This is a genomic window from Streptomyces resistomycificus (assembly GCF_001514265.1).
GTDB classification, from domain to species: domain Bacteria; phylum Actinomycetota; class Actinomycetes; order Streptomycetales; family Streptomycetaceae; genus Streptomyces; species Streptomyces resistomycificus.
On record NZ_KQ948997.1, the window covers coordinates 36231 to 59147 of the forward strand.

Consider the following 22917-nt stretch of genomic DNA (forward strand, 5'->3'; position numbering starts at 1 on the left):
GGGGTGGGGGAGATGGCCAGACGCGAGCGAGTGATGCGGATGTCGGTGGAGCAGCCGCTGTGGCGTGCGCTCACCGCATACCGCGTCCTGACGATGCTGTACGCGATCGGTCTCTTCGCCACCGCGTACGAGGAGTTCACCCGCCCCTGGATCGCCGTCGGCTACTACGTCGTCCTGGCCGGATGGACCCTCGCCACCCTCCCCAGGGTCGCCAGCGCGGCGGCCTGCACCAAGCGGTTCCTCGCCGTCGACCTGACCATCGCGGTCGTCGGCATCCTGCTCACCCCCGTCGCGGACGCGCACGAGCGGGTCCAGTCGGGCGGCCCGACGCTGCCGTCGATATGGACCGCCGGCGCCGTGCTGGCCTTCGCCGTCAAGGGCGGCTGGCGCTGGGCGGCCCTCGCCTCCAGCGCGGTCGCCGTCGCCAACCTCGTCGAGCGTGGCGCCCCGGCCCGCGACACCGTCCACAACGTCATCCTGGTCTGGGTCGCCTCCATCGCCATCGGCTACGTGGTCGAGGTCGCCCGTGCCTCCGAGCGCACCCTCGCCCGCGCCCTGGAGATCGAGGCCGCGACCAGGGAGCGGGAGCGGCTGGCCCGGGACATCCACGACGGCGTGCTCCAGGTGCTGGCCATGGTGCAGCGGCGGGGCGCGGTCATCGGCGGCGAGGCGGCCGAGCTGGGCCGGATGGCGGGCGAGCAGGAGGTCGCGCTGCGCACCCTGGTCTCCGGCGGGCTGGTGCCGGTCTCCCGCGCGTCGGAGGACGCGGCCCAGGGCGCCGTCGTACGGGCGGTGGAGGAACCGGACGACTCCACCGGCCCCGTCGACCTGCGGGCACTGCTCGCCCCGTACGCCTCCGCGAAGGTCAACCTCGCCGAGCCCGGCGCCCCGGTGCCGCTGCCCGGGGCCTCGGCACGGGAGTTGGCCGCGGCCGTCGGCGCCGCCCTGGACAACGTGCGCGAGCACGCGGGCGAGCACGCGCGTGCCTGGATCCTCGTCGAGGACGAACCCGGCGAGGTGATCGTGACCGTACGGGACGAGGGCCCGGGCATCCCCGAGGGTCGGCTCGCGCAGGCCGAGGGCGAGGGCCGGATGGGGGTGGCCCTGTCGATCCGGGGCCGGCTGCGTGACCTCGGCGGCAGCGCCGAACTGATCTCGGTGCCCGGCCAGGGCACCGAGGTGGAACTGAAGGTACCGAAGGAGACGAAGTCTTCACGGGGGAAGGCGGAACAGCGATGACGGACAGCGGCCGGGAGCGGCAGGAGCCGATCAGGGTGATGGTGGTCGACGACCACCCCATGTGGCGCGACGCCGTGGCCCGGGACCTCGGCGAGTCGGGCTTCGAGGTGGTCGCCACCGCGGGTGACGGCGAGCAGGCGGTACGCCGCGCCAGGGCCGTCGCCCCCGACGTGCTGGTGCTCGACCTGAACCTGCCCGCCAAGCCCGGCGTCCAGGTGTGCAAGGAACTGGTCGGCGCCAACCCGGCGTTGCGGGTCCTGGTGCTGTCCGCGAGCGGTGAGCACGCCGACGTCCTGGAGGCGGTGAAGTCCGGCGCGACCGGCTATCTGCTCAAGTCGGCCTCCACGGAGGAACTGCTGGACGCGGTCCGCCGTACGGCTGTCGGCGACCCGGTCTTCACCCCCGGGCTGGCCGGGCTGGTCCTCGGTGAGTACCGCCGCCTGGCCGCCGAGCCCGAGCCGGCCGCGGACACCGGCCGGCCGGGGGCGCCACAGCTCACCGACCGTGAGACCGAGGTGCTGCGCCTGGTGGCCAAGGGCCTGAGCTACAAGCAGATCGCCGAGCGGCTGGTCATCTCCCACCGCACGGTCCAAAACCACGTCCAGAACACCCTCGGCAAGCTCCAACTGCACAACAGGGTCGAACTGGTGAGGTACGCGATAGAACGCGGACTCGACGACGAGTAGATCAACTTCCTTACGTTCCAACGGAATTGTCACTCCCGCCCATCCCTGTGTGACCTGGATCACTACTAGCGTGATCCCCTCAGGCAACCGCGGCGAAGGGACACTTCCATGCGCGTCGGAGTACTGACCGGAGGCGGCGACTGCCCCGGACTCAACGCCGTCATCCGCGGCATCGTCCGCAAGGGCGTGCAGGAGTACGGCTACGACTTCGTCGGCTTCCGGGACGGCTGGCGAGGAACCCTCGACAGCGACACCGTGCGCCTCGACATCCCCGCGGTGCGCGGCATCCTGCCCCGGGGCGGCACCATCCTCGGCTCCTCGCGCACCAATCCGCTGAAGCGGGAGGACGGCATCCGCCGGATCAGGGAGAACCTCGCCGCGCGGGAGGTCGGGGCGCTCATCGTGATCGGCGGCGAGGACACCCTCGGCGTCGCCGCCCGGCTGTCCGACGAGTACGGGGTGCCGTGCGTCGGCGTGCCGAAGACGATCGACAACGACCTGTCCGCCACCGACTACACCTTCGGCTTCGACACCGCGGTCGGTATCGCCACGGAGGCCATCGACCGGCTGCACACCACCGCCGAGTCCCACATGCGCGTCCTGGTCTGCGAGGTGATGGGCCGCCACGCGGGCTGGATCGCCCTCCACTCGGGCCTGGCCGGCGGCGCCAACGTCATCCTCATCCCGGAGCAGCGCTTCGACGTCGAGCAGGTGTGCGCCTGGGTGACCTCCCGTTTCAAGGCCTCGTACGCCCCGATCGTGGTCGTCGCCGAGGGCGCGATGCCCAAGGACGGCGACCTGGTCCTCAAGGACGGTTCGCTGGACTCCTTCGGGCACGTACGGCTGTCCGGGGTGGGGGAGTGGCTGGCCAAGGAGATCGAGCGGCGCACCGGCAAGGAGGCCCGCACCACGGTCCTCGGGCACATCCAGCGCGGCGGCACCCCCAGCGCCTTCGACCGCTGGCTCGCCACCCGGTTCGGCCTGCACGCCGTCGAGGCCGTCCGCGACGGCGACTTCGGCAAGATGGTCGCCCTGCGCGGCACGGACATCGTCCGCGTGCCGATCGCCGAGGCCACGGCCCGGCTGAAGACGGTGGACCCGAAGCTGTACGAGGAGGTGGGGGTGTTCTTCGGCTGACCCTTCCGCCTCGGGCGGCCGGGCCCGGCGGGACGGGGCCCCGGGGCGGGTCCCGTCCGGCCCGCGGCAGGTGGTCGAGGGCCGTATATTCGGCCGTAACCCTACGAAACGGGAGCAGTCTTGGAGATCCTCGCCTTCGGCGTCCAGGCCGACGAGAAGCCCCTGATCGAGCGGGCCTTCGCCGGCCACCACGCCGTCCGCTGCCTGGACGTCTTCGTCAACGAGGACACCGCCCCCATCGCCGCCGGCCACGAGGTGATCTCCACCAGCGTCAACGCCGACCTCGGCCCGCGGGTCCTGGAGATCCTCGCGGCCGGCGGCACCCGGATGATCGCCCAGCGCTCCACCGGCTTCAACAACATCGACCTCCAGGTCGCCGAACGCCTCGGCCTGACGGTCGCCCGGGTCTCGTACTACTCGCCCTACTCGGTCGCCGAGTTCGCCTGGACCCTCGCCCTGGCCGTCAACCGCCGTATCGTCCGCGCCTCCACCCGCACCCGCGACTTCGACTTCCGCCTCGACGGCCTGATGGGCCGCGACCTGCACGGCCGCACCGTGGGCGTCCTCGGCACCGGCAAGATCGGCGAGGCGTTCGCCCGGATCGCCCACGGCTTCGGCATGCGGCTGCTCGGCTGGGACGTCGCCGAGAACCCCGCCTGCCTCCGGCTCGGCATGGAGTACGTGCCCAAGGAGCAACTCCTCACCGAGTCCGACCTGGTCACGCTGCACGTCCCGTTGCTGCCCGAGACCCGACACCTCATCGACGCGGCGGCCCTGAAGTCGATGAAGGACGACGCGATCCTGGTGAACTCCAGCCGCGGCGGCCTGATCGACACCGCGGCCCTCGTCAGCGAGCTGCGCGCGGGCCGTTTCACCGGCGTCGGCCTCGACGTCTACGAGGCCGAGGCGGGCCTGTTCTTCCTCGACCGGTCCCTGGAGGCCGTCGACGACGACACCCTGGCCCGCCTCGTCACGTTCCCGAACGTCCTGGTCACCTCCCACCAGGCGTACTACACCGAGGACGCCGTCGACCAGATCGTCGACGCCACGCTCCGCAACGTCCTCGACTACCGGGCCGGCCGCCGCTCCGAGAACGTGCTGGTCCCGCGCAGCTGACCCACCAGCTCCCGCACGACCGCCGCCCCGTTCAGGGTGAGCACCGACTCCGGGTGGAACTGCACGCCCGCGAACCCGGGGCCGCGCAGGGCGTGCACCTCACCGGTGTCGCCGCGGCTCACCTCCACGTCGTGCGCGGCCAGTTCGGCGAGGGTGTGCTCGTCGCAGCGCGCCACGAAGCTGTTGTAGAAGCCGACGGTCTCCCGCCGCCCGAACAGGTCGATCTCCGTCTGCGCCCCCTGGTAGGGCACTTCCTTGCGGACGATCTCAAGACCCAGCTCGGCCGCGATCAGCTCGTGCCCGAGGCAGACGCCGAGCACGCCGTGCCGGTTCTCGCGGATCACCTCCGCGGTCAGTGCCCGCAGGAACCGCATCTTGGGATCGGCGGTGTCGGCGGGGTCGCCCGGCCCGGGGCCGAGGATGACCGGCCCCTCGTGCGAGCGGACCGCCTCGGTGAGACCGGGCTCGTCGTAGCGCCGGACGGTGACGGTCAGGCCCGACGAGCGCAGCACGTGCGCGAGCATCGCCGTGAAGGTGTCCTCCCCGTCGACGACGAGGGCATGCCCGCCCAGGTCCTCGGCCCGCTCCTGCATCCGCAGCCAGAACGGCGCCAGCGAGCCGCGGCGTCCGTCCAGGGCGGCCCGCACCCGGGGGTCGTCGGCCAGCCGGGGGCGCGTGTTCTGCGCCCGCGGCCTGCCCGGCCGTACACCGAGCGCCGCCAGCACGCCCGCCGCCTTCGCGTGGGTCTCCGCCACCTCGCCCGCCGGGTCCGAGCCGCGCACCAGCGTGGCCCCCACCGGCACCCGCAGCCGCCCCGCCGCGTCGATGTCGGCGGTACGGATGAGGATGGGGGAGTCGAGGGTCTGGGCGCCGCCCGAGTCCGTCCCCAGCAACGCCAGCGCACCCGCGTAGTAGCCCCGCCCACCGGACTCGTGCCGCTCGATGACCCGGCAGGCGTTCTGCACCGGCGAGCCGGTGACGGTCGCCGCGAACATGGTCTCCTTCAGCACCTCCCGCACGTCCAGCGAGGACTTCCCGCGCAGCTCGTACTCGGTGTGCGCGAGGTGCGCCATCTCCTTCAGCCGGGGCCCGACCACGACCCCGCCCATGTCGCCGACCGTGCACATCATCTTGAGCTCCTCGTCGACGACCATCGACAGCTCCTCGATCTCCTTTCCGTCCGCGAGGAAGTCGAGCAGGTGCTCGGGGGTGGGTCCTTCGGCCGGATAGCGGTACGTCCCGCTGATCGGGTTCATCACGACCGTCCCGCCCGACATCCGCACGTGCACCTCGGGACTGGCCCCGACCAGGGTCCGGTCCCCGGTGTGCACCACGAAGGTCCAGTACGCACCCCGCTCGCCCTCCAGGAGCCGCCGGAACAGAGCGAGGGCGTCTGCGCGGGAGAACCCGGGGATCCCGCCCTCGTACGTCCGCCGGATCACGAAGTTCGCGCCCTCGCCGGCGCCGATCTCCTCGCGCAGCACCCGTCCGACGATCTCGGCGTACTCCTCGTCGCCGACGTCGAATCCGCCGCCCTCCACCCGCACGTCATGGGCGGGAAGCTGAGCGAGCGCCTCGTCCAGGGCCAGCGTGTGGGTCTCCTCGGGCGTCAGCACCGAAAGCGGTGTCCCGTCGTCCCGGACGTCGAAGCCGCGCTCGCGGATCTGCCGGAACGGGATGAGGGCGAGGCCCTCGTCGGGGAGCTCGGCGAGGCGGTCGCAGGTGGTGACGGGGCCGAGGAAGATCTCCACGGTGTTCTCGTCGTGGCCCGGTGTACGCCGGCGCAGCAGGGCGAACGGGCGGGGATCGTCGAGCAGGTCGAGCAGCTGCATGGGTCCGTTTTCCTTCTCGCTGGGAGGAACGGGCCCCGGAAACGCCGAAGGCCGCCCCTCGGGCGGCCTTCGCGAAGTCTTGCGTACGCGCAGTCAGTGGGCCGCCGGATGAGCGGTCCACCACCAGTTCTGGGTCGAGTGCGCGAACATGCGACGCACCCTACCCCACGCGCACCTGAGCGAGGGTGTGTCTCACCTGTCGAGCCGGGAGAAAACGTCTCGACACGACCCCGTAATGTGGAGGGCGTGACCGTGAACGCTAAGACCAGCGCGAGCGCTGGCAACACCTGGCGAGACCTGCCCGCGGCGCAGCAGCCCGAGTACCCCGACACCGAGGCTCTGCGCGCAGTGATCGCGGACCTCGAGTCGTATCCGCCGCTCGTCTTCGCGGGCGAGTGCGACCAGCTGCGCGCCCGGATGGCGGCCGTCGCCAAGGGAGAGGCGTTCCTCCTCCAGGGCGGCGACTGCGCCGAGGCCTTCGACGCGGTGTCCGCCGACCACATCCGCAACAAGCTCAAGACCCTGCTCCAGATGGGCGCCGTGCTGACGTACGCCGCGTCCGTGCCCGTGGTGAAGGTCGGCCGTATCGCCGGCCAGTACTCCAAGCCGCGCTCCAAGGGCACCGAGACCCGCGACGGCGTGACGCTGCCGACCTACCGGGGCGACTCGGTCAACGGGTTCGACTTCAACGAGGCCGCCCGCATCCCGGACCCCGAGCGCCTGAAGCGGATGTACAACGCCTCCGCCTCCACGCTCAACCTGGTGCGCGCCTTCACCACCGGCGGTTACGCCGACCTGCGCCAGGTGCACGCCTGGAACCAGGACTTCGTGAAGTCGTCCCCGTCCGGTCAGCGCTACGAGCAGCTCGCCCGTGAGATCGACAACGCGCTGAACTTCATGCACGCCTGCGGGGTGGACCCGGAGGAGTTCAAGACCGTCGAGTTCTTCTCGTCGCACGAGGCGCTGCTGCTCGACTACGAGTCCGCCCTGACCAGGGTCGACTCCCGCACCGGGCAGCTGTACGACGTCTCGGCGCACATGGTGTGGATCGGCGAGCGCACCCGGCAGCTGGACCACGCGCACATCGAGTTCGCCTCGCAGATCCGCAACCCGGTCGGGATCAAGCTCGGCCCGACGACCACGGCCGAGGAGGCGCTGCAGTACATCGAGCGCCTCGACCCCGACCGCGAGCCGGGCCGGCTGACCTTCATCGTCCGGATGGGCGCCGACAAGGTCCGCGACAAGCTGCCCGAGCTGGTCGAGAAGGTCACCGCCTCCGGTGCGACCGTGGCCTGGATCACCGACCCGATGCACGGCAACACCTACGAGGCGGCCTCGGGCCACAAGACCCGCCGCTTCGACGACGTGCTCGACGAGGTCAAGGGCTTCTTCGAGGTCCACAAGGCACTCGGCACCCACCCGGGCGGCATCCACGTCGAGCTCACCGGTGACGACGTCACCGAGTGCGTGGGCGGCGGCGACGAGATCTTCGTCGACGACCTGCACCAGCGCTACGAGACGGCCTGCGACCCGCGCCTGAACCGCAGCCAGTCCCTTGACCTGGCGTTCCTGGTCGCGGAGATGTACAGGGACCAGTAGCCGGATCGCCTGTTACAGGCACAAAGGATGGGGCGCGGATCACATACGATCCGCGCCCCACTCCACTTTTGCGGCTCCTGCCCGACGGGTAAGGTTAGGTTAGCCTCACCGATCAAGAGTCGGGGATGGCACGACTACGAATCCCGCCGGGAGGTGAGCCGCGTGTACGTCTGCAACTGCTTCGGTGTGACCGAGGCGCAGGTCAAGCAGCACGCGGAGAAGGGTGCCTGCACCCCCCGCCAGATCGCCTCGGCCTGCAAGGCGGGCACGGACTGCGGGTCGTGCGTGCGGCGCATACAGGCCCTTCTCGGCCGGGGTGCGCACCCGGGTCGGGAGCTCGTGGGTCAGACGGAGCAGGCGGGATCCGTGCTCGCGGACCTCAAGGACGCGGCCTAGCTCTCCGGCTGTTCGATCAGCTGGGCGATGTAGAGCGACTCACCGAGCTTGTCCAGCAGTTCCAGCTGGGTGTCCAGGTAGTCGATGTGGTGCTCCTCGTCCGCGAGGATCGACTCGAAGATGTTCGCGGACGTGACGTCGCCCTTGTTCCGCATCACCTCGATGCCGCGCCGGAGGCGGTCGATCGCCTCGACCTCGACCTGCCGGTCGGCCTCGAACATCTCCCTGACCGTCTGCCCCACGCGCACGTGGAAGAGACGCTGGTAGTTCGGCAGCCCGTCCAGGAAGAGGATCCGGTCGGTGAGCACCTCCGCGTGCTTCATCTCGTCGAAGGACTCGTGCCGCGTGTACTTCGCGAGCTTGGTCCAGCCGAAGTTCTCCTGCATCTTCGCGTGCAGGAAGTACTGGTTGATCGCGGTCAGCTCGGCGGTCAGCTGCTCGTTGAGGAATTCGATGACCTCGGGGTCGCCCTGCATCGCAGAGGCTCCTTCCAACCGGGGGGAACTGGCAGGTTGCGCCGAATCCTTGCACCGGCAACGAAGATCGTCCAGTAAGTCTTCACTTAGTAAGTAAGGGCATGCTTAGTTCTAATTGCCCGATATGGGCGGGCGTTGGTCATGTGCACTGCCCTGGGTCTGTCAGGATGGAGTCATGGGTCAGCCGGTGGAACGCGAGTCAGGAGAAGCGGCACACTCCGAGCTTCCGCCGGGGCAGCGCGTACAACGCGGATGGCCGGTCACCCACTACGGACCGGTGCCCAAGTTCCGGCCCGAGCGCTGGGAGTTCCGGGTTTTCGGCGCCACCGCCGACGGCGAGAAGCACTGCTGGACCCACGAGGAGTTCACGGCCCTGCCGTACACCGCCGTCATGGGCGATCTGCACTGCGTCACCAAGTTCAGCATGCTCGGCGCCGAGTGGGGCGGCATCCCCGCGCGCACGATCCTGGACATCGCCCCGCCCGCGCCGGCCGTCACCCATGTGATGGTGTGGGCGGAGTACGGCTTCAGCTCGAACCTGCGTCTCGCCGACTTCGCGTCCGAGCGCGCGATCTTCGCCACCCACAAGGACGGCGAACTCCTGACGGCGGAGCACGGCTTCCCGCTGCGCCTGGTCGTCCCCCACCTGTACGCCTGGAAGGGCCCCAAGTGGGTCCGCGGCGTGGAGTACATGACCGCCGACCGCCGCGGTTTCTGGGAGGAGCGCGGCTACCACAACATCGGCGACCCCTGGCGCGAGCAGCGCTACTCCTACCAGGAGCAGCCGGGGGAGGGCCCCGAGCTCTGAGGCCGGGGCCGGGCGCCTACGACGGTTTTTGGCGTCACCCGTCCCGGAGCTTCTTCAGCCGCTCCACGTCCGCCGCGTGTCCCTCCTTGCCGCCGGGCGTCTCGATGATCAGTGGTACGCCCTCGGTCGCGGGGTGGGTCATCAACGCGCGGAACGGGTCCTCGCCGATATGGCCGGCGCCGATGTTCTCGTGCCGGTCCTTGTGCGCGCCGACGACGTCCTTGGAGTCGTTGGCGTGGATCAGCTTCAGCCTGCCCTCGCCGACCGTGTCCACCAGCAGGTCGAGGGTCTGGTGCATTCCGGCCGGCCCGGTCAGGTCGTGCCCGGCGGCGAAGATGTGACAGGTGTCCAGGCACACGCCCAGCTTCGGATGGGCGTCCAGAGCCTCGAAGTACGGCCCGAAGTCCCAGGTCCGCGAGCAGAGGGAGGAGCCCTGCCCGGCGGTCGACTCCAGCAGTAGGAACGGATCGTCGTCGCAGGTCAGCTCGTCGAGCAGCGGAAGCAGGTACTCCCGCACCTGCTTCAGCGCCACCGACCGGTCCCGGCCGCCCGTCGCGCTGCCGGTGTGCACGACCACGCCCAGCGCCCCGATCTCCCGGCCCCGCCGCAGCGAGTGCCGCAGCGAGTCCACCGACCTCTCCACGGTCGCCTCGGTGTGCGAGCCGAAGTTGATCAGGTAGGGGGCGTGCACGTACGCCGGGATCGACTCCTCCGCGCACACCGCGCGGAACTCCTCGTCCTGCCGCGGGTTGCCGACGGGCGTGGCCCAGCCGCGCGGGTTGGCGACGAAGACCTGCACGGTCTCGGCCTTCAGGTCGTGGGCGTACGACAGGCCCACGGAGTGGAGACCGCCGGCCACGGGGACGTGGCCGCCGACGGGGTTGCGCACCGTGCCGGAGGTGGTGCCGGGCTGTTGACTCTTCACCCGTGCAGGGTGTCATGTGGCCCGGCCCGGCCGGTCAGCGGATCTTGATCGTGATCGTCGAACCCTTGGGGGCGCTCTCCCCGCCCGCCACCGACTGGCCCTTGACGGTGTCACCGAAGAGGCCGAGCAGCCCGCGGTCCTCGTCGACCGAGAAGCCGGCCGCCTCCAGCTGCTGCCTGGCCTCGTCGACGCTGTCCCCGACCACGTCCGGGACCTCGATCATCTCCGGGCCCTTGGACAGGGTCAGCGTCACCGTGTCGCCCTCGGCGGCGGTGCTGCCGTCCGCCGGCGTCTGCCGGGCGACCTGGCCCTTGTCGTACTCGGCGGAGTTGACCTCCTCGGTGGCGACCTTCACCTTCAGGCCCGCCTCCTCCAGGTCCGCCCTCGCGTCCTGGAGGGACTCGCCGGTGACGTCCGGGACGTCGATCGGGCGGCCCTTGCTGACGGTGAGGGCGATCGCCGAGCCCGCGCGCCGCTCGGTGCCCTTCTCCGGGTCCGTGGAGATCACGGAGCCCCTCGGGACTTCGTCACTGAACGCCCGGGTGACCATGCCCGGATCCAGTCCGCTGTCCTTCAGCAGGTCCCTGGCCTTGTCCAGCCGGTAGCCCTCCACATCGGGCACCCGCACGGTCCGCGGGCCGTCGGAGATGGTGAGCGCCACCGAGTCGTTGTCCCGGATCCGGGCGCCCGAGGCCGGGTCGGAGCTGATGACGGTGCCGCGCTTCACGGAGTCGCTGTAGGCGTGCTTGACCTGGGAGACCTCGAGACCGGACTGCTCCAGCCGGTCCCGGGCCTGCGCCTCGGTCTTCGCCAGCAGCGGCGGGACCCGGGTGAACTGGCCGGAGTTGATGTACCAGACGCCCGCGCCGAGGCCGAGGGCCAGCAGCACGGCCGCGACGATCGTGACCACCCGGCGCCGGGAGTGGCCGCGGCGGCGCGGGGGGAGCGGCGGCGGGCTCTCCAGCCGGCTCGTGCGGTGGAACTCCGCCTCGGCGCCGGTGTCGTCCTCGTTCACCGGCAGCGGGCGCGGCACGGTCAGCGAGCGCGGGATCACACTCGTCAGGTCGTCCGCGTTGTCGTGCGCCGCCGCGAGCGCCTGGGGCGGCACCGCGTCCAGCTGGTCCTCGCTGAGCGCGAAACGCGCCTCGCGCGCCTGGGCGAGCAGCGCGACCGCGTCGTGCGGGCGGACGGCGGGGGTGCGGGCGGTCGCCGAAGCGACCAGCTCGTCGAGTTCGAACGGCAGACCCGGCACGACGGCCGAGGGCGGCGGGACGTCCTCGTGCAAGTGCTTGTAGAGCACCACGGCGGCCGATTCGGCGTCGTGGGGCTTCTCACCCGTGAGCATCTCGTAGAGGACGACACCGCACGCGTACACGTCGACCCGCGGATCGGCGGCGCCCGGCTGCTCTATCTGCTCGGGCGCGAGGTAGGAGACGGTGCCGAGCACGGCCCCGGTGGTGCTGGTGACGGTGTCCACGGAGCGAACGAGCCCGAAGTCGGCGACCTTGACCCGGCCGTCGTCCCCTATCAGCACGTTTTCAGGCTTCATGTCCCGGTGGACGAATCCGGCGCGGTGCGCGGCGCCCAGCGCGGCGAGCACCGGCTCCAGGATGTCCAGGGCGGCGCGCGGTTGCAGGGCACCACGCTCGCGCAGCACGTCGCGCAGGGTGCAGCCGGCGACGTACTCCATGGCCAGATAGACGTACGACCCGTCGGTGCCCTGGTCGAAGACCTGCACCACGTTCGGATGGGCCAGTCGGGCGACCGACTTGGCCTCCCGGATGAACCGCTCGACGAAGCTCCCGTCGGCCGCCAGCGACGGGTGCATCACCTTGAGCGCGAGCACGCGGTCCAGACGGGTGTCCACGGCCCGGTAGACCGTGGCCATCCCGCCGACCGCGATCCGCGCGTCCACGCGGTAGCGCCCGTCGAGCACGTGCCCGACCAGCGGGTCCTGAAGGGTCGTATCCACGCAGGCGAGTGTACGAGGCACAGCTGACACGTCCGCGGGTTCGGCCGGGATCGAGGCTTGACTGCAGCGGACCTGTGACGCAACCCACAAGAAGGTCGCAGCCGCCGAAGCGGAAGCACGACGCCGCTCGCCCGCTCAGAACGCGGGGCGCTCCGGATCCAGCACCGCCAGGCCCTCCACCGGCGACGACGCCTCGGCGAAGTGCCGCCGCGGAATCCGCCCCGCCAGCCGGGCCAGCCTCCCCGCCTCGACCGCGCCGCGCATCGCGGAAGCCATCAGCACCGGCTCCTGCGCCCGCGTGACCGCCGAGGCGAGCATCACACCCGCGCACCCCAGCTCCATGGCCAGCGCGGCGTCCGACGCCGTACCGGCCCCCGCGTCCAGGATCACCGGCACGCCCGCGTGCTCGACGATCAGCTGGAAGTTGTGCGGGTTGCGAATGCCGAGCCCCGACCCGATGGGCGATCCGAGGGGCATGATCGCGGCGCAGCCCACGTCCTCCAGCTTCCGTGCCAGCACCGGATCGTCGTTCGTGTACGGCAGCACCGTGAACCCGTCGTCCACCAGCGTCTCCGCCGCGTCCAGCAGTTCGATCGGGTCCGGCAGCAGCGTCCGTTCGTCGGCGATGACCTCCAGCTTGATCAGGTCGCCGCCGAGCGCCTCGCGCGCGAGACGGGCGGTGAGGACGGCCTCGCCGGCCGTGAAACAGCCCGCGGTGTTGGGCAGCACCCGGATGCCGAGCTTCTCCAGCACCGACAGCACCGAGCCGTGCACGGTCGGATCGACGCGGCGCATCGCGACCGTCGTCAGCTCCGTGCCGGAGGCGACCAGCGCCCGTTCCAGCACGTCCAGGCTGGGCGCCCCGCCGGTGCCCATGATCAGGCGGGACGTGAGGGACGTACCACCGATGACAAAGGGATCGTCGGCCACGGGTCAGCCTCCTTGGACGGCGGTGAGGACCTCGACGCGGTCTCCCTCGGAGAGGGACGTGGTGGACCACCGCGTGCGGGGGACGACGGTCTCGTTGAGCGCGGCGGCCACGCCGGAGGGCGCCGCGGTGAGGGACCGTACGAGGGCGTCGAGGGCGGTGCCGGGAGCGACCGTGCGCCGCTCGCCGTTGACCGAGATGTTCATGCGGGCTGCTCCGTGAGGACGGCGCCGAAGCGCCTGGGGGTGAAGGGGCGGGCCTCGTCCGGAAGTTCACCGGTGGTCAGGACGTGCGCCATGGCGTCGCCGGTGACCGGTGTGAGCAGCACGCCGTTGCGGTAGTGCCCGGTGGCCAGCAGCAGGCCCTCCAGGCCGGTCGGGCCGAGCAGCGGCGCGTTGTCGGGGGAGCCGGGGCGCAGACCGGCCCGGGTCTCCGTCAGCGGCAGCTCGGTGATGCCGGGCACCAGCTCGTGCGCGTCGCGCAGCAGCTCGTACACCCCGCCTGCCGTCACCGTCGTGTCCCAGCCCAGCTCCTCGCTGGTCGCGCCGACGACGAGCTCGCCGTTCTCGCGCGGCACCAGGTAGACCTGGCTGCCGCGCACCACGGCCCGCACGGTGCGGCTCAGGAACGGCGCGTACCGCTGCGGCACGGTCAGCCGCAGCACCTGCCCCTTCACCGGCCGTACGGGCGGCAGTACGTCGTCCGGGACCCCGGGGAACCGTCCGCTGAGGCTGCCGGCCGCCAGCACCACCTGTCCGGCGCCCAGGACCTCGCCCTCGCGCGTGACCACACCGGCGGCCCGCTCCCGGACCACCGACAGCCGCTCGGCCCAGGTGCGGTGGAAAGCGACCCCGGCCCGCTCGCACGCCGCCACCAGGGCCGCGGCGAGCCGTCTGGGGTCGATCTGGTGATCTCCGTCGACCCGCAGCCCGCCGCGCACGCCCGGCGCGAGCATCGGTTCCAGGCGCCGGCACTCCCGCCCGGACAGCCACTCGGAGTCCAGACCCGACTGCCGTTGCAGTGCGTGCAGTTCACGCAGATGGGCGCGGTCGTCGGCGTCCAGGGCGACGGCGAGCGTGCCGGATCGCCGGTATCCGAGGTCGTGCCCGGTGAGGTCGGTGAGCTCGGCCGCGAAGTCCGGATAGCGGCGGGCGGATTCCAGGTTGAGGCCGAGCAGGGTCTGCTCGCCGTAGTGCAGTTCCGTGACGGCGGCCAGCATCCCGGCCGCCACCTGGGCGGCCCCGCCGCCCGGCTCGGGGTCCAGGACGGCGACCGCGAGACCGCGCTGCGCGGCCCGCCAGGCCGTGACCAGGCCGATGATCCCGCCCCCCACGACCAGGACGTCTGAGGTGTGTTCCGAGGTGTGTGACGTGTCGGACGTACGCGACATGGGCGTCCAGCCCCTCCCTTCGCCGGCATGACCCGGATCAGGTTCGTACGGTCGGAGGCCGCCAGCCTCCCTCTCAGCCCGGTGCGTCCGGGCTCCCGCGAGTGCTTTACGTTGGCCACCCTAGCCCTTGGTTCCGCGCCTCTGTAAGGGAGCCTTTCGTCATGTCCCGCTCGCTGGACGGTCTCGTCCTCGCACCCGTCGCCGACCAGGCCCCGGGTCAGGTGGGTACACGGACCCGCTTCACCTACCACGAGAGGGACGGCGAGGTCTGGGCCGAGTACGCGGGCGGGGACGTCGTCCGCGGGCACCTGGTGGGGACGCGCGAGGGCGACCGTCTGGACTTCCGGTACGTACAGCTCAAGCAGGACGGGACGACGTCCTCGGGGCACTGCGTGTCGGCCGTCGTCGTGCTGTCCGACGGCCGGGTGCGGCTCGAGGAGAGCTGGGAGTGGGAGTCGCAGACGGGCAGCGGGACGAGCGTCGTGGAGCAGGTCACCGAGCACAGCCCCTGACTGACTGTCTGTCAGTTGTCTATGGTGATCAGGTGAGCGAGCAGACGCAGGAACCGGGAACGCCCACGCCGCGGCGTGTCGTCGTGGTGGGCGCGGGCATGGCCGGGGTGCAGACCGCGGTCGCCCTGCGGGAGCAGGGCTTCACCGGCTCGGTGACACTGATCGGCGCGGAGCCCCACCAGCCGTACGACCGGCCGCCGCTGTCGAAGGCCGTGCTGCTCGGCAAGGCCGAGAACTCCGCCTTCGACGTGGACTTCGAGGCGCTCGGCATCGAACTGCGGCTCGGCCGTGAGGTCCTCGGCGTCCGCCCCGCCGAGCACGAGCTGGACACCGCCCAAGGGCCGGTGCCCTACGACGTCCTGGTCCTCGCCACCGGTGCCGAACCGATCCGGCTGCCGGGCGCGGAAGGCGTGCCCGGCGTGCATCTGCTGCGCACCCTGGACGACGCCGAGCGGCTGCGCCCGGTGCTCGCCCGGCAGCACGACATCGTGGTCGTCGGCGCGGGCTGGATCGGCGCCGAGTTCGCCACGGCGGCCCGCGAGGCGGGCTGCCAGGTGACGGTCGTGGAGGCCGCCGACCGGCCGCTCGCCGGCGCGCTGCCCGCCGAGGTGGCCGCGCCGATGGCCTCCTGGTACGGCGACGCGGGGGCCTCGCTGCGCACCCACGCGCGCGTGCGGCACGTCGCACCGGGGGCCGTGCTGCTGGACGACGGCTCCCGGCTGCCCGCCGACGCCGTGGTCGTCGGCATCGGCGCCCGCCCCGCCACCGCCTGGCTCGCGGGCTCCGGCATCGAGCTGGGCGCCCACGGCGAGGTCGTCGCCGACGACCGTCTGCACACCTCGGTACCGGACGTCTTCGCGGTCGGCGACTGCGCCTCCTTCCCGTCCGGGAGGTACGGCGAGCGTCTGCTGGTCCACCACTGGGACAACGCCCTGCAGGGGCCGCGCACGGTGGCCGCGAACATCGTCGGCGAGGTCACCGACGAGCCCCCGGCCCGCTACGACCCGGTCCCGTACTTCTGGTCCGAGCAGTTCGGGCGCTTCGTCCAGTACGCCGGCCACCACGCGTCGGCCGACACCACCCTGTGGCGCGGCGACCCCTCCGGTCCGGCCTGGACCGTGTGCTGGCTGCGCGAGCGCCGCCTGGTCGCCCTGCTGGCGGTGGGCCGCCCCCGGGACCTGGCGCAGGGGCGCCGGCTGATCGAGGCGGGCACACTGATGGACCCCGGGCTGCTGACCGACCCGGCGAGGCCCCTGAAGGCGGCCACGGCGTAGTGCGAAGCCGCAGGCCGGGCGGGCCTGGCTTCCGACTGTCAGTGCGGGATGGCACGCTTGTCCCGTGACCGAGATTGACGCAAAGATCGATGCTCTCGTCCCCGCCTGGCTCACCCTCCCCGACATCGCAGAGATGCTCGATGTCGAGGTGACGCGTGTGCGGCAGCTGGTCAAGGAGGGCCAGCTCATCGCCGTACGCCGTGGTGAGAACCGCGCACTGCACGTCCCCGCCGCCTTCATCGACGGGGCCGAGCAGAAGGTCGTCAAGGGCCTCACCGGCACCCTGACGCTCCTGCGGGACGACGGCTTCACCGACGAAGAGATGATCGAATGGCTCTTCACCCCCGACGAGAGCCTGCCCGGCACCCCCGCACAGGCGCTGGCCGAGAACCGCGGTACGGAGGTGAAGCGCCGGGCCCAGGCGCTCGCCGTCTGATCCGCGCACGCTGATCGAACACCGTCCGGCGTACGGGCCGCGGCCGACCAGGCCACGGCCGTGGTTCACTGCGGCCCGTACGCCATCGAGATGGGGGGACCCACGCATGCCCGACACGTCCGACACCGATGCCCGCGCCCAGCTTCCCCACGCCCGGCTCTACCTCTGCACGGACGCCCGCGGGAAGCAGGGCGACCTCGGCGACTTCCTGGACGCGGTCCTGGACAACGGCGTGGACATCATCCAGCTGCGGGACAAGAGCCTGGAGGCCGACGAGGAGCTGGACCGGCTGGAACTGTTCGCCGACCGGTGCCAGGCGCACGGCAAGGTCCTCGCGGTGAACGACCGCGCCGACGTGGCGCACGCGGCGCGGGCCGCGCATCCCTGGGGTCCCTCCGTACTCCATCTGGGGCAGGGCGACCTCCCGGTCCCCGCGGCGCGCGCGATCGTCGGCGACGACATCCTCATCGGCCGTTCCACGCACTCCGAGTCCGAGGCCGCGGCCGCCGCCGTCCAGGAGGGTGTGGACTACTTCTGCACCGGCCCGTGCTGGCCCACCCCCACCAAGCCCGGCCGTCACGCCCCCGGCCTCGACCTGGTCCGGTACACCGCCTCGCTCGGCACCGACCGCCCCTGGTTCGCCATCGGCGGCATCGACCTCGGCAATCTGGACGAGGTGCTGGATGCGGGGGCGCGCCGGGTCGTGGTCGTGCGGGCCATCACGGAGGCGGACGACCCGGGCGCGGCGGCCGCCGAGTTCACCAAGCGGCTGCGGCAGGCGTGACGCCCCTCGTGGCCCCAGGTGTCCGAGGGGTGGACAACAAAAAGACAAATCGGGCAAAGTTCCGTGATCTGGTTGGGTGACCGTCTCGCCCTGACTAACCTGCCGGTATGGCCCTCGGCACCGCATCCACCAGGTCGGACCACGCCCGCACCGTGCGCGACATGCTCGCGACCGGCAAGACGACGTACTCCTTCGAGTTCTACGCCCCGAAAACCCCCAAGGGCGAGCGGAACCTGTGGAACGCGCTGCGCCGGGTCGAGGCGGTGGCGCCCGACTTCGTCTCCGTGACGTACGGCGCCGGCGGTTCCACCCGCGCGGGCACGGTCAAGGCGACCGAGGCGATCGCCTCGGACACCACACTCACCCCGATCGCCCACCTCACCGCGGTCGACCACTCGGTGGCCGACCTGCGCAACATCATCGGGCAGTACGCCGACGCGGGGATCCGCAACATGCTCGCGCTGCGCGGCGACCCGCCCGGCGACCCCATGGGTGACTGGGTGCCGCACCCCCGGGGCCTGGCCTACGCCGCCGAACTGGTCGAACTGATCAAGGCTTCGGGTGACTTCTGCGTCGGCGTCGCGGCCTTCCCCGCGATGCACCCGCGTTCCGCCGACTGGGACACCGACGTCCGCCACTTCGTCGACAAGTGCCGGGCCGGCGCGGACTACGCGATCACCCAGATGTTCTTCCACCCGGAGGACTATCTGCGGCTGCGGGACCGGGTCGCGGCCGCGGGCTGCGACACCCCGATCATTCCCGAGATCATGCCGATCGCCAGTGTGAAGACCGTGGACCGGATCCCCTCGCTCACCAACGCGGCCTTCCCGGACGCCCTGAAAGAGCGAATCCTCACAGCAAAAGACGATCCGGCCGCTGTACGCTCCATTGGCATCGAATACGCCACGGAGTTCTGCGCACGGCTGCTGGCCGAGGGAGTGCCCGGACTGCACTTCATCACGCTCAACAACTCCACGGCGACGCTGGAAATCTACGAGAACCTGGGTTTGCACCACCCACCGCAGGCCTAGACCGGTCGCACCCACATACGACACACTGCGTAGCGGCCACTGGGAGAGGGGCGTACATGGGCTGGACGGTCCTCTACATCGCGTTCGGCATCGTCGCGCTGTGGCTGCTGGGCGAGGTGCTGCTGCAGTACAAGGCGCGTCTGCGCTGGCGTTTGCTGGCCTTCGGCGGGTTCCTCGGCGTCGTCCTCGGTGTCCTGATCCCCTCGGTCGTCGTCATCGGTCTGGGTGCCGTCGCCTTCGCGGTCGGCCAGACCTACGTCACGCTCTCCTTCCGCCGTGGCTTCGCGGCCGGTTGGGCGGTCAGCCGGCCGGGTGCCGACGGCACGAAGCGGCGCCGCGGCCAGGCGGACCGTCAGGACCCCGCCCTTGAGGTCACCGGCCTCGAAGCGGTCGACACCGGGTTCGGCGACGACGCCAAGTACGGTCAGGACACCGGCTCCTACGGCCAGGACGACTACGACCGCGACGACGTGTTCACCCCCGCCCGCCCGGTCGCTCCCACGGCCGCCGAGAGCACCTCGGTGTACGAGCCGCAGCCGATGCCCGACGACACCGGCTCCTACGGCATATACGGAAACCCCGGATACACCGGCGCCTCGTCCTACCCGGGCGCCGACCAGGGCCAGGGCCAGGACCAGTACGCGGCAGCGGCCCAGGGCGCCGACCAGACCTACGGGTACGACGGCTACTCCGGCTACGACCAGCAGCAGTACGGCTACGAAACGGCCGGCCAGCAGCAGTACGCGGCCTACTCCGACCCGTACATCGGCACCCAGACCTACGGCGGCGGCTCGTACGACGCCTCCTACGGCGGTCAGCAGCAGTACGACCAGCAGGGCTACGGCCAGGACCAGTACGGCACCGGGACCTATGGCGAGACACCGGCCGGCGGGGTGTGGGTGCCGCAGCAGCGCAACACCGACGACCCCTACGGCGGCGACCTCCCGCCGGAGCAGTCGTATCCCTACCAGGGCAACGGCCAGGCGCAGGGCAACGACTACGACGAGCAGTACCGGTTCTGACCGGCCGTCACTGAGAGCCCCGGAACTCCGGCCCCTCCACGATCAGTCCGGCCACCAGCGCGCCTGACATGCCGGCGTGCGCGAGGCCGCCACCGGGATGCGACCAGCCCCCGACGCTGAACAGGCCCGGTATCGCCGTGGTGTTGGCCGGATACAGCCGGGTCCCCGCGGCCGAGGCCAGGGCCGGCGCGGGTACGCCACCACCCTCGGAGCCCGTCTCCTCGCGGGTGTGCACGGGCGTACGCACCTCGCGCCACAGGATCCGCTCGCGCAGCCCCGGCATCGCCCGCTCGGCGGCGGTGACCATCCGGTCGGCGACGGAGTCGGCGGCACCGGCCGCGCTCCAGTCGTAGCGCGTCAGTGACGGCACCGTCGAGGTGAGCACCACGGCCTCGTGGGCGTCGTCGGGGCGCAGGGCCGGATCGTCCGGCCGGTCGATGCGGACGGTCGGGTGCTCGGGCGGCACACCGAGCGTGAAGAACTCCAGCTCGCTCTCCGGGTCCCGGCCGTGCACGACGGTGCGGTGGGCGGCGTCGGCCGCCCGGGCGCCGCGCAGCGCCAGACAGACCACGACCCGGCCGTTGGCCAGGCCCTCAGGACGCGGCTCGACGGCCCCCGCCGTGTACAGCGCGCCGCCCCGGACCAGGTCACCCAGCCGCCCGGGCCCGGTGCCGACGACCGTGTCCGCCTCCGCGACGGTCCCGTCCGCGAACTCGACGCCGGCCGCCCGGCCGTCCTTCTCCAGTACGCGGGTGACCTCGGCACCGAAGACGAACTCGACCTTTCTGGCCACGCACCGCTCGTACACCGCGCGGGCCAACTCCCGCATCCCGCCGCGGACATACCAGGTGCCGAAGGCGTGTTCCAGGTACGGCAGCACGGCCGCGCTCGCCGGAGCGTCGCTCGGGTCGAGGCCGTACGCGAGCGCGTGGTGGTCCAGGAGGGCGACGAGCCGGGGGTCGCGCAGCTCCCAGGCGCCGATCTCGGCGAGGGTGGCGGCCCGGCGGGTGCGCAGCAGCCGCTTGTGGGGGACGGCCGGATAGGGTTCGCGCTCGGCCAGCACCGACCAGTTCGGCCACAGGGGCTCCTCCAGGAGCGGCCTGCGGGTGCGGTCCCAGGCCTCGCGGGCCCGCACCAGGAAGTCGCCCCAGCGTTGTCCCGCACCCGGGCCGAGCGCCTCGTCCAGCGCGGCGACGACGCCCGCGCGCGAGGCGTTCGGCAGCGACACGCGGGTGTCATCCGCGAAGACGTGGTGGGAGGACGGGTCGACCTGGACCAGTTCGACGCAGGACTCCAGCGGCTCCTTGCCGGTCTTGACGAACAGGTCGCGGTAGACCGCCGGGAGGGGGAGCAGCCCCGGACCCGTGTCGAAGGAGAAGCCGTCACGCTCGAAGCGGCGCACCGCTCCGCCGTACGTCTCCGTACGCTCGTACACCGCCACCCGGTGGCCCGCGACGGCCAGCCGGGCAGCGGCCGCCATCGCGCCCATCCCGGCGCCGATCACCGCAATCCGTGCCATGCCCGCGACCTTATCGGCCGCCACCGACAGGCGGGTCGGCGGTCGGCCCCGGTGCCTGGACGTCGGCCCGGGGGCCACCCGTCCGTGCGGCCGGCCGTCTCTCCTCGCGTCGCCGGGCTCTTCGCCGCAGGAAACGGCGGATGCGAGAGACGAGGAAGTAGAGCACGAACAGTCCCGCTACCAGCAGCGCACCCGCGATGATCGCCGCCGCCCGCGGGTTGAACATCGCGAACGTGACGATCGCGCCGACCCCGAGATCCTCCGCGAGGCTCACGATCACGTTGCTGAACGGCTCGGGGGAGGAGTTGACCGCCATCCGGGTCCCGGCCTTGACCGCGTGGCTGGCCAGCGCGGTCGAACCGCCGACCAGGCCCGCCGTCACGTCGGAGAGCGAACCGCTCTGCCCGGCGAGCAGCGCCCCGACCCAGGCACCGGCGACCGGCCGGATCACGGTGTGCGCCGCGTCCCAGGCCGAGTCGACGTACGGGATCTTGTCGGCGACCGCCTCACACAGGAACAGCACGCCCGCCGCGACGAGGACCTCGGGGCGCCGCAACGTCTCCGGAACGTCGTCGCTCAGCCCCGTGGCGCCGAACACGCCGAGCAGCAGCACCACGGCGTAGGCGTTGACGCCGCTGGCCCAGCCGCTGGTGAAGACGAGAGGGAGTACGGACACGGACGCGATCGTAACCAGTCGGCGACACGGCGTCGTAGGGGTGAGCGTGCACGACTGAGTACGCGTACCTAGGGGGAGAGATGAGTACGCGCGCGGATGGGCCCCGACCTGTGTGAACGAGAGAGTGGAGGCACGGAGAAGGGGCACGGCTCCGGCACCGGCGACACGGGGCGCCGGAACGGAGCCGCCCCCGATCCGCTCCTTCCGCCGGCCGGTGTCGGCGGGAGCGAGGCACGGGGGGACCCGGGGGACGGCCGAACGGGGGTCCGGCGGGGAAACGGGGGAGCGGGGGTGTACGGGGGACGGGGGAACGGGGGAGCAGGAGGAGGCGCCGGTTCGAGGTGGCCCGCGGGGGACGCGGCCACAGCGGACCGGCGCTTTCGTCTGCGGGCGGGCTCAGGCGCGGTTGCTCCGCCGCGCCCGCTGACCCGCACCTCGGCCCGTCAGCCGCGCCCGCTGACCCGCCCCTGGAGCAGCCGGGACAGCGCCGCGTGTACGTCGTCCAGGGAGCGTTCCGGCTGGAAGGCCTGCCAGTCGAGGGCCACCACCAGGACCATGCCGACCAGCGCGGCGGCGGTCAGCTGGACGTCGAGCTCGTCGCTGAACTCGCCGTTCTCCACGCCCTCGCGCAGCACGCGCTCCACGACGGCGACGGCCTGCTGGCGGACCACCATCAGCGTGGACTGCCAGGCCCGGTTGGTGCGCCAAAGCTCCGCCACGAAGAGCTGGGTGAAGGACGGGTAGGTCTGGATGAAGACGAGCCCCGCGCGCATCATCGCGTCCAGGGCGTCGACCTTGCCGCCACCCTGCCGGGCCGTCTCCTCCGCCGCCTCCCGCAGGGACGCGGTGAGGAGGCCCACGCCGTGCCGCAGCAGTTCCTCGAAGAGGACCGACTTGCTCGCGAAGTTGTAGTAGACCGTGCCCTTGGCGACCCCGGCCCGCTCGGCGATCTCGTCCACCGTGGTGGCGGAGAAGCCCTGCTCGGCGATGAGCGTGACGGCGGCCTCGTAGAGCTTCTGCCGGGTCGCCTCACGGCGCGTGCTGACACCCGGCGTGGCGCTGCTGCTTTCCATGGTCCTGATTGTCACAGGAGCACGCCTGTCCGTAGTCACCGGAGCGGCCGCCGGAGCAGTCACCGCGGTCGCCGGAGGAGTCGCGT

24 protein-coding genes and 1 riboswitch are annotated in these 22917 nt (G+C 71.6%); of the genes, 13 read left to right on the forward strand and 11 right to left on the reverse strand.

Annotated elements, in window-relative coordinates:
• The first annotated feature begins 12 nt into the window (after positions 1-12).
• The 4 genes from macS (at position 13) to AQJ84_RS27780 (ending at position 4178) form a co-directional block, all read left to right on the forward strand.
• A complete protein-coding gene (gene macS / locus AQJ84_RS27765) occupies positions 13-1239 on the forward strand; it encodes a MacS family sensor histidine kinase (RefSeq protein WP_030039347.1) in 1227 nt (408 codons plus the stop codon).
• Positions 1236-1925 (forward strand): response regulator, encoded by a 690-nt coding sequence (locus AQJ84_RS27770; protein WP_030039348.1) that lies wholly within the window; start codon positions 1236-1238, stop codon positions 1923-1925. Before macS ends, AQJ84_RS27770 begins: the two co-directional genes overlap by 4 nt.
• A gap of 108 nt (positions 1926-2033) precedes the next feature.
• Positions 2034-3062 carry a 6-phosphofructokinase gene (locus AQJ84_RS27775; RefSeq protein WP_030039349.1) on the forward strand — a complete coding sequence of 343 codons (1029 nt, stop codon included), beginning with the start codon at positions 2034-2036 and terminating at the stop codon, positions 3060-3062.
• 120 nt (positions 3063-3182) lie between these two features.
• Positions 3183-4178 (forward strand): 2-hydroxyacid dehydrogenase, encoded by a 996-nt coding sequence (locus AQJ84_RS27780; protein ID WP_030039350.1) that lies wholly within the window; start codon positions 3183-3185, stop codon positions 4176-4178.
• Here AQJ84_RS27780 and AQJ84_RS27785 read toward each other — a convergent pair.
• Both AQJ84_RS27785 and AQJ84_RS45170 read right to left on the reverse strand, forming a co-directional pair.
• Positions 4130-6010, reverse strand: a complete 1881-nt coding sequence (locus AQJ84_RS27785) for an anthranilate synthase family protein (RefSeq protein WP_030039351.1) — start codon at positions 6008-6010, stop codon at positions 4130-4132. The genes AQJ84_RS27780 and AQJ84_RS27785 overlap by 49 nt on opposite strands.
• 93 nt (positions 6011-6103) lie before the next feature.
• Positions 6104-6160 (reverse strand): trp operon leader peptide, encoded by a 57-nt coding sequence (locus AQJ84_RS45170; protein ID WP_071528813.1) that lies wholly within the window; start codon positions 6158-6160, stop codon positions 6104-6106.
• A 96-nt stretch (positions 6161-6256) separates the two neighbouring features.
• Between AQJ84_RS45170 and AQJ84_RS27790 the strand changes: the two genes are divergently transcribed.
• Both AQJ84_RS27790 and AQJ84_RS27795 read left to right on the forward strand, forming a co-directional pair.
• The gene (locus AQJ84_RS27790) at positions 6257-7609 is read left to right on the forward strand and encodes a class II 3-deoxy-7-phosphoheptulonate synthase (RefSeq protein ID WP_030039352.1); all 1353 of its coding nucleotides are present in this window, start codon (positions 6257-6259) and stop codon (positions 7607-7609) included.
• Positions 7610-7762: 153 nt separating this feature from the next.
• Positions 7763-8005 carry a (2Fe-2S)-binding protein gene (locus AQJ84_RS27795; RefSeq protein WP_037802542.1) on the forward strand — a complete coding sequence of 81 codons (243 nt, stop codon included), beginning with the start codon at positions 7763-7765 and terminating at the stop codon, positions 8003-8005.
• Here the strand turns inward: AQJ84_RS27795 and bfr are convergent.
• Positions 8002-8481, reverse strand: a complete 480-nt coding sequence (gene bfr / locus AQJ84_RS27800) for a bacterioferritin (RefSeq protein ID WP_030039354.1) — start codon at positions 8479-8481, stop codon at positions 8002-8004. The genes AQJ84_RS27795 and bfr overlap by 4 nt on opposite strands.
• A 175-nt stretch (positions 8482-8656) precedes the next feature.
• Between bfr and AQJ84_RS27805 the strand changes: the two genes are divergently transcribed.
• Positions 8657-9289, forward strand: a complete 633-nt coding sequence (locus AQJ84_RS27805) for a sulfite oxidase-like oxidoreductase (protein ID WP_030039355.1) — start codon at positions 8657-8659, stop codon at positions 9287-9289.
• A gap of 34 nt (positions 9290-9323) precedes the next feature.
• On the opposite strand, the gene AQJ84_RS27810 is transcribed toward AQJ84_RS27805, so the two are convergent.
• The 5 genes from AQJ84_RS27810 to thiO all read right to left on the reverse strand — a co-directional run bounded on the left by AQJ84_RS27810 (position 9324) and on the right by thiO (position 14504).
• Complete coding sequence (locus AQJ84_RS27810; protein WP_051869710.1) at positions 9324-10214, reverse strand: deoxyribonuclease IV; 891 nt, start codon at positions 10212-10214, stop codon at positions 9324-9326.
• Between the two features lie 34 nt (positions 10215-10248).
• Complete coding sequence (gene pknB / locus AQJ84_RS27815; protein ID WP_030039357.1) at positions 10249-12186, reverse strand: Stk1 family PASTA domain-containing Ser/Thr kinase; 1938 nt, start codon at positions 12184-12186, stop codon at positions 10249-10251.
• A 135-nt stretch (positions 12187-12321) separates the two neighbouring features.
• Positions 12322-13116 carry a thiazole synthase gene (locus tag AQJ84_RS27820; RefSeq protein ID WP_030039358.1) on the reverse strand — a complete coding sequence of 265 codons (795 nt, stop codon included), beginning with the start codon at positions 13114-13116 and terminating at the stop codon, positions 12322-12324.
• A 3-nt stretch (positions 13117-13119) separates the two neighbouring features.
• Complete coding sequence (thiS, locus tag AQJ84_RS27825; protein ID WP_030039360.1) at positions 13120-13320, reverse strand: sulfur carrier protein ThiS; 201 nt, start codon at positions 13318-13320, stop codon at positions 13120-13122.
• Positions 13317-14504 (reverse strand): glycine oxidase ThiO, encoded by a 1188-nt coding sequence (gene thiO / locus AQJ84_RS27830; RefSeq protein WP_030039361.1) that lies wholly within the window; start codon positions 14502-14504, stop codon positions 13317-13319. Before thiO ends, thiS begins: the two co-directional genes overlap by 4 nt.
• Positions 14502-14613: riboswitch (TPP riboswitch) on the reverse strand. It overlaps the preceding gene by 3 nt.
• A 52-nt stretch (positions 14614-14665) precedes the next feature.
• Between thiO and AQJ84_RS27835 the strand changes: the two genes are divergently transcribed.
• The 6 genes from AQJ84_RS27835 (at position 14666) to AQJ84_RS27860 (ending at position 19563) form a co-directional block, all read left to right on the forward strand.
• Positions 14666-15016, forward strand: coding sequence for a hypothetical protein (locus AQJ84_RS27835; protein WP_030039362.1), 351 nt, complete (start codon positions 14666-14668; stop codon positions 15014-15016).
• Between the two features lie 32 nt (positions 15017-15048).
• A complete protein-coding gene (locus AQJ84_RS27840) occupies positions 15049-16290 on the forward strand; it encodes an NAD(P)/FAD-dependent oxidoreductase (protein ID WP_079022723.1) in 1242 nt (413 codons plus the stop codon).
• Positions 16291-16354: 64 nt separating this feature from the next.
• A complete protein-coding gene (locus tag AQJ84_RS27845; RefSeq protein WP_030039365.1) occupies positions 16355-16726 on the forward strand; it encodes an Rv2175c family DNA-binding protein in 372 nt (123 codons plus the stop codon).
• A gap of 106 nt (positions 16727-16832) precedes the next feature.
• Entirely contained in the window at positions 16833-17510 is a 678-nt protein-coding gene (gene thiE / locus AQJ84_RS27850) for a thiamine phosphate synthase (RefSeq protein ID WP_030039366.1), read from the forward strand.
• Positions 17511-17617: 107 nt separating this feature from the next.
• Entirely contained in the window at positions 17618-18541 is a 924-nt protein-coding gene (gene metF, locus AQJ84_RS27855; RefSeq protein WP_030039367.1) for a methylenetetrahydrofolate reductase [NAD(P)H], read from the forward strand.
• Positions 18542-18597: 56 nt separating this feature from the next.
• Positions 18598-19563, forward strand: a complete 966-nt coding sequence (locus AQJ84_RS27860) for an SCO2102 family sporulation regulator (protein ID WP_030039368.1) — start codon at positions 18598-18600, stop codon at positions 19561-19563.
• 7 nt (positions 19564-19570) lie between these two features.
• Here AQJ84_RS27860 and AQJ84_RS27865 read toward each other — a convergent pair whose 3' ends face one another.
• The 3 genes from AQJ84_RS27865 to AQJ84_RS27875 all read right to left on the reverse strand — a co-directional run bounded on the left by AQJ84_RS27865 (position 19571) and on the right by AQJ84_RS27875 (position 22831).
• Entirely contained in the window at positions 19571-21082 is a 1512-nt protein-coding gene (locus AQJ84_RS27865) for a phytoene desaturase family protein (protein ID WP_198536371.1), read from the reverse strand.
• Positions 21083-21092: 10 nt separating this feature from the next.
• A complete protein-coding gene (locus AQJ84_RS27870) occupies positions 21093-21758 on the reverse strand; it encodes a DUF4126 domain-containing protein (RefSeq protein ID WP_051869712.1) in 666 nt (221 codons plus the stop codon).
• A 443-nt stretch (positions 21759-22201) separates the two neighbouring features.
• Entirely contained in the window at positions 22202-22831 is a 630-nt protein-coding gene (locus AQJ84_RS27875; RefSeq protein ID WP_030039371.1) for a TetR/AcrR family transcriptional regulator, read from the reverse strand.
• Between the last annotated feature and the right edge of the window lie 86 nt (positions 22832-22917).

Excerpts from the sequence above, each read along its gene's own strand:
- thiO (WP_030039361.1), bottom strand. The coding sequence starts at position 14,504 with ATGTCGCGTACGTCCGACACGTCACACACCTCGGAACACACCTCAGAC.
- AQJ84_RS27805 (WP_030039355.1), top strand. The coding sequence starts at position 8,657 with ATGGGTCAGCCGGTGGAACGCGAGTCAGGAGAAGCGGCACACTCCGAG.
- metF (WP_030039367.1), top strand. The coding sequence starts at position 17,618 with ATGGCCCTCGGCACCGCATCCACCAGGTCGGACCACGCCCGCACCGTG.
- AQJ84_RS27865 (WP_198536371.1), bottom strand. The coding sequence starts at position 21,082 with ATGGCACGGATTGCGGTGATCGGCGCCGGGATGGGCGCGATGGCGGCC.
- AQJ84_RS27785 (WP_030039351.1), bottom strand. The coding sequence starts at position 6,010 with ATGCAGCTGCTCGACCTGCTCGACGATCCCCGCCCGTTCGCCCTGCTG.
- bfr (WP_030039354.1), bottom strand. The coding sequence starts at position 8,481 with ATGCAGGGCGACCCCGAGGTCATCGAATTCCTCAACGAGCAGCTGACC.
- AQJ84_RS27875 (WP_030039371.1), bottom strand. The coding sequence starts at position 22,831 with ATGGAAAGCAGCAGCGCCACGCCGGGTGTCAGCACGCGCCGTGAGGCG.
- AQJ84_RS27835 (WP_030039362.1), top strand. The coding sequence starts at position 14,666 with ATGTCCCGCTCGCTGGACGGTCTCGTCCTCGCACCCGTCGCCGACCAG.
- macS (WP_030039347.1), top strand. The coding sequence starts at position 13 with ATGGCCAGACGCGAGCGAGTGATGCGGATGTCGGTGGAGCAGCCGCTG.
- AQJ84_RS27775 (WP_030039349.1), top strand. The coding sequence starts at position 2,034 with ATGCGCGTCGGAGTACTGACCGGAGGCGGCGACTGCCCCGGACTCAAC.
- thiE (WP_030039366.1), top strand. The coding sequence starts at position 16,833 with ATGCCCGACACGTCCGACACCGATGCCCGCGCCCAGCTTCCCCACGCC.
- AQJ84_RS27770 (WP_030039348.1), top strand. The coding sequence starts at position 1,236 with ATGACGGACAGCGGCCGGGAGCGGCAGGAGCCGATCAGGGTGATGGTG.
- AQJ84_RS27860 (WP_030039368.1), top strand. The coding sequence starts at position 18,598 with ATGGGCTGGACGGTCCTCTACATCGCGTTCGGCATCGTCGCGCTGTGG.
- thiS (WP_030039360.1), bottom strand. The coding sequence starts at position 13,320 with ATGAACATCTCGGTCAACGGCGAGCGGCGCACGGTCGCTCCCGGCACC.